The sequence below is a fragment of the Microbacterium paludicola genome, assembly GCF_039529675.1.
GTDB classification, from domain to species: domain Bacteria; phylum Actinomycetota; class Actinomycetes; order Actinomycetales; family Microbacteriaceae; genus Microbacterium; species Microbacterium paludicola.
This window is the reverse complement of record NZ_BAAANG010000043.1, coordinates 1-4,592: the sequence shown is the minus strand read 5'-3', so window position 1 is coordinate 4,592 and position 4,592 is coordinate 1. Positions and strand designations below refer to the sequence as shown.

Below are 4,592 nucleotides of genomic sequence, written 5' to 3'. Positions count from 1 at the left end.
AAGCGCGGCACCACCGCCACCGACGCGCTGGAGAGCGCCGCGGAGGTCGGTAACAGCTGGGTGTTCCGCCGGATCCGTCAGGCCCTGCACCGCGCCCGGTACGCCGGCGTGGCCTCCTGGGACGCGCTCGAGCAGCTCGGCGGAGACATCAATGTCCCTCAACTAGTCGAAATGGCGAAGATCGTCCGGTTGAATGGGGAGCGGGACGCATCCATATATGAAACTGCCCGAGCGAAGGGGAAGAGCCTCCGACATGAGCTTCTCAACCGCGAGCACGAGCAGGCCAACACCGACAGTGAGCGACTGCAGGTCCCGCTCGCACTCTCGCTCGGCATCTACGCCGGGATCATCCTGACGCCGATGATCATCAATTTGTTCACCGCGTGATGTCAGATTCAGCACCATCGCAACACCTATACGAACGCCACCACTACCGAGGGGGATCCATGAAGAAGGCGATCGGGGCCATCAAGGCCCGCTACGACAAGGTCATCGAGACCGGTGAGAAGGGGCTCGAGAGCGCTGAGAAGGCGCTGCTGATCGCGCTCGGCTGCGGTATCGCGGTCGTGCTCGGCGGCGCGATCTCGGCGTTCGTCGCGACCCAGACCGGCAGCCTGCCCTGACCTGGGCCGGCAGCCAGGAAGATCGCCGTGCGCTCGATCCGCCATCGCGTTTCAGATGATCGAGGACTCTCCACCGCAGAGTCCTCGATCATCTGGAGCGTGTTCTTCCTGGTGATCCTCACGATCCTCCAGGCCGCGGTGTACCTGCACGGCTACAACCTCGCTCAGGCGGCCGCCGCTGTCGCCGTCGAAGAAGCCCGGCTCTACGACGCCGGCACCGGCGACGGATACTCCGCCGCCTCGAGCACCGCCGAGAAGTCCGGCGGCATGCTCAACAACATCAGCGTCAACGTCTCCCGCTCGGCCACGCAGGTCTCTGCCACGGTCACCGGAGACGTTCCGCTGCTCGTTCCCGGGATGAACCTCACGGTCACCGGCACGGCGAGCGGCCCGGTCGAAAGGTGGGTGGACTGATGCGAATCCTCCGCCACCTGAGCGCACGTCTCCGCCGAGACGAGCGCGGCCTGGACAGCGCCGAGTTCGTCATCCTCGTGCCCCTGTTCGGCATCATCCTCGGCCTGCTCATCGCCGGCGGACGCCTCGGCCTGGCCGACATCAACGCCCAGGGGGCCGCGTCGGCAGCTGCGCGCGCCGCCAGCCTCGCCGCGACGGCCACGGCCGCCCAGGGCGAGGCCCGCGCCGCCGCCCAGTCGCAGCTCGCCTCCGCCGGCATCAGCTGCGCACCCCTGGACATCGCCGTCGACGCCGGCGGCCTGAACACCGAGATCGGTGAAGCCGGCACCGTCAGCGTGCAAGTCACCTGCACCGTCCCGCTCGGCGACCTGCTCGTGCCCGGCCTGCCCGGCACCCGCACTATCGCCGCCAGCGCCAGCAGCCCGATCGACCCATACAAGGAGAGGGGATGAGCATGCTCCGAAGCATCCTCCAGCGCCTGCGCGACGACGAGCGCGGCTGGGTCGCGCCCATGTTCGTCGTGCTCGTGCCCGTCCTGATGCTCGCCACCGGCCTCGTCGTCGACGGCGCCGCGAAGATCCAGGGCAACATCCACGCCGACCAGGTCGCCGCCAGCGCAGCCCGCGCCGCGACGGCCGCCGTCAGCGGGGGAGCGATCCGCAACGGATCCATGAACCTCAACGGCACCGCCGCTTACCAGGCAGCAATGGACTACGTGAACTCCTCCGGGTTCAGCGGGTCCGCGATCGTCTCCGGCAACGAGATCCGCGTCGAGGTCTGGTCAGATGTAGAGACCATGTTCCTCGGCACGTCGCTGCCCATCAGCGGATCCGCCACCGCGGCGCTGATCACCCAGTGAAGGAGATCTCCATGAAGCTCAACCGCACGACCGCCGCCAGCATCGCCCTCGGCGCGATCGCGCTCGGCCTCCTCACCGGATGCACCACGAGCGCCCCACAGGCCACCGAGAGCCCCTCGCCGACACCCACGGAGACCACGCGCGGGCCGGTTGCGCCGCCCGAGAGCGAGGAAGAGGCCATCGAGCAGGCCGACGCCGTTCTGACCGAATGGTTCGTTACACGTGGTGAAGTCAACGCAGCGGCAGGCACGGAGCTCGACACGAGTCCTCTCGAGGATCTCTCGACCGGTCGAGCGCTCGAAGTGGCAGTGAGGGACGCCACCCAGATCTCCACCGGCCCGGTACTCAATGCCGACACGGAGAACGTCGAGGGCCCGGGACGTGCCGAGGGCGCGATCACCTACGAGATGATCGGCGGCTACGGGCAGGAGTGGGAGGGCGTTGAGAACGGCTTGGTGACGATCAACGCCTGCCAGGACGGCAGCGAGTACACCGTCTATCCGAGCGACGGCTCCGACCCTTATCCGAACGACCAGGAGCGCAATCTCTTCGACTACCAGGTCGTCTACGACAACGAGCTCCAGCGCTGGCTCGTCTACGACCTCATCAGCCAGGGTCAGACCTGCTGATCTGACGTCATCCGAGGGGGGATCGATGAAACGGCGGCTCGCAACAGCATTCACAGCGATCATCGCTGTCGTCGCCGGGTTGCTGCTGGGAACGGCAATCCCAGCGAACGCGGCCGGAGGCGTCTATTACGACCCGGAGACCGACCAGACGTATCTCGTGCTTGAGGCCCCGCCATCGGACCCCGTGTACAGCCCCGACTCGAACGGTTGGACGGCCGGCGCACCTACCTGCTACTGGCTCACGAATAAGTCGCAGGCGCTGTCCTACGGCTTCACCCCCGACAAGATCTACGTCTACGACGCTGAGGGCCCCTTGGAGCGCTGGTACGTCGTCATCCCGTGCGGCGACGGCACCAAGTATTGGTCGAATGAGCGACAGTGCTACAACCGCATGGTCGACGGTGTCTGGCCCGAGCGGCCCGCACATTTCAGCCAGGATGCGGGCTACTACTCGTGCTCCAAGGATCAGTACGGGTACCAGGGCGGCGTTGGCGGAGAGGTGCCGCCGCAGTATTACTGGTCTGAGGCGATCCCTCCCGGGCTCCGAGTCCTCCCGCCCGGCGTAGCCGCCCAGCGACTGATCGAGTCGTTCGCACTGCGCGGCATCGACATCGGCATGGCACCCGAGGTGAACCCGGACTGGGGACACCGCCGCTCCTACGTGGGCATCCCGGTCTGGCTGTGGGTCGACAACCCTCAGCCGCTGACCTGGGGTCCGTACAGCGAGACGGCGACGCTCGGCGGTCAGACGATCACCGCCACGGCGCGGGTCTCCTCCGCGGTGTGGAACATGGGCGATGGCCGCACCCTCGCGTGCGGCGCCGGCACCGCGTACAACGAGGGCTACGGCCTGGCCGACTCGCCGACCTGTGGTCACCGCTACCTGCTGACGTCGGAGAACCAGCCAGGCGATCGCTTCCGCGTGAGCGCCACCACGTACTGGGTCATCGAGTGGGAGTCGATCAACGGCGCTTCGGGCACCGTGAACCTGTCCACCACGAGCGACACCGTCGAGCTCGAGGTCAACGAGCTGCAGTCCGTGAACGTCAAGACGAACGGAGGCTGATGATGATCAAGCGCATCGTCATCGCACTGGGGGCGCTGGCCCTCTCCGCCCTGCTGCTGGCGGGGATCCCGATGCTGCTCATCGAGCTGGCCGGCAACCCGATCCCCTCGTGGGACCGGCTCGTCGAGGCGTTCACGATGCCCGACTACGGGGGCCGGTTCCTGATCGGCACGGTGATCCCCGTGGCTGCGTGGATCGCCTGGGCGACGTTCGCGATCGGGTTCCTTGCCGAGATCCCCAACCAGCTGCGCGCGCTGCGTGGCTCCGCCTCCCCTCGGCACCGCGTGCGTGTGCCGATGCTTGGTGCGCAGCAGAAGGCTGCGGGCGTGCTGATCGCCGCGATTCTGGCGGTGTTCGTGCCGTCGACGGCGATGGCCGCCGAGCCCGCGCACGCGGACTCGTACGCTGCGGCGTCGACGTCGATCAGCCAGACCGCGGTCTACGAGGCGCCGGCGCCTGCCGCTCAGCCTGCGACCGCAGAGGAGGCGGCAACGCCGGCGGCCGAGCAGCGGGTGGTCGAGTCGGGCGACACGCTGTGGGCGATCGCGGAGGAGGAGCTCGGAGCGGGGGAGCGGTACTCCGAGATCTTCGAAGCGTCCCGTGACTCGGTCCAGCCGGGTGGGCAGCAGCTGAGCGACCCGGACCTCATCCTGCCCGGCTGGACCGTGACGATCCCTAGCGCTCAGCAGGCCGCTCCCGCGGCGGTGCCGGACGAAGCCCCGGCACCGCCCGAGCAGGCTCCCGTCGAGGCGCCGGTGACGGAGGATGCCCCTGCCGCCGACGAGGCCCCTGCGGTCTCGGAGACTCCGGCCAGCGAGGCGCCGGCTGGTGATGCTGCGCCGGCAGAGGACGTGCAGGAGTCCACGGGCCCCGGTTTCGTCACCGGCGGTGACGACGCCCCGGCAGAGCAGCCCCAGACTGACAACGCGGAGGCTCCCGCGGCGGCCGACGTCGACGAGGCCGCGGACGAAGCCGACTGGGTCGACGTGGTCGCCGACTGG

General features: G+C 68.3%; 7 protein-coding genes and 1 pseudogene. All 8 read left to right on the top strand.

What is annotated here, in order from left to right:
• A pseudogene (locus tag ABD161_RS15450) lies at positions 1-387 on the top strand (TadC protein); the annotation flags it as partial.
• Between the two features lie 59 nt (positions 388-446).
• On the top strand, positions 447-623 hold the full coding sequence (locus ABD161_RS15445; protein WP_344004989.1) for a hypothetical protein: 177 nt from the start codon (positions 447-449) through the stop codon (positions 621-623).
• A gap of 99 nt (positions 624-722) precedes the next feature.
• Positions 723-1,037 (top strand): hypothetical protein, encoded by a 315-nt coding sequence (locus ABD161_RS15440; RefSeq protein ID WP_486348026.1) that lies wholly within the window; start codon positions 723-725, stop codon positions 1,035-1,037.
• Positions 1,037-1,489, top strand: coding sequence for a TadE/TadG family type IV pilus assembly protein (locus tag ABD161_RS15435; protein ID WP_344004983.1), 453 nt, complete (start codon positions 1,037-1,039; stop codon positions 1,487-1,489). Before ABD161_RS15440 ends, ABD161_RS15435 begins: the two co-directional genes overlap by 1 nt.
• Entirely contained in the window at positions 1,486-1,896 is a 411-nt protein-coding gene (locus ABD161_RS15430) for a hypothetical protein (protein WP_344004979.1), read from the top strand. The genes ABD161_RS15435 and ABD161_RS15430 overlap by 4 nt, the downstream gene beginning before the upstream one ends.
• Before the next feature lie 11 nt (positions 1,897-1,907).
• Positions 1,908-2,525: a hypothetical protein gene (locus tag ABD161_RS15425; RefSeq protein WP_344004976.1), complete on the top strand. Its 618-nt coding sequence runs from the start codon at positions 1,908-1,910 to the stop codon at positions 2,523-2,525.
• Between the two features lie 25 nt (positions 2,526-2,550).
• Complete coding sequence (locus ABD161_RS15420) at positions 2,551-3,591, top strand: hypothetical protein (protein WP_344004973.1); 1,041 nt, start codon at positions 2,551-2,553, stop codon at positions 3,589-3,591.
• Positions 3,592-3,593: 2 nt separating this feature from the next.
• On the top strand, positions 3,594-4,592 hold a 999-nt coding region (locus tag ABD161_RS15415; RefSeq protein ID WP_425560919.1), incomplete at its 3' end, for a LysM peptidoglycan-binding domain-containing protein.

What these genes read in the sequence shown, in the direction of transcription:
- ABD161_RS15445 (WP_344004989.1), top strand. Translation starts at nt 447, where the DNA reads ATGAAGAAGGCGATCGGGGCCATCAAGGCCCGCTACGACAAGGTCATC.
- ABD161_RS15435 (WP_344004983.1), top strand. Translation starts at nt 1,037, where the DNA reads ATGCGAATCCTCCGCCACCTGAGCGCACGTCTCCGCCGAGACGAGCGC.
- ABD161_RS15430 (WP_344004979.1), top strand. Translation starts at nt 1,486, where the DNA reads ATGAGCATGCTCCGAAGCATCCTCCAGCGCCTGCGCGACGACGAGCGC.
- ABD161_RS15425 (WP_344004976.1), top strand. Translation starts at nt 1,908, where the DNA reads ATGAAGCTCAACCGCACGACCGCCGCCAGCATCGCCCTCGGCGCGATC.
- ABD161_RS15420 (WP_344004973.1), top strand. Translation starts at nt 2,551, where the DNA reads ATGAAACGGCGGCTCGCAACAGCATTCACAGCGATCATCGCTGTCGTC.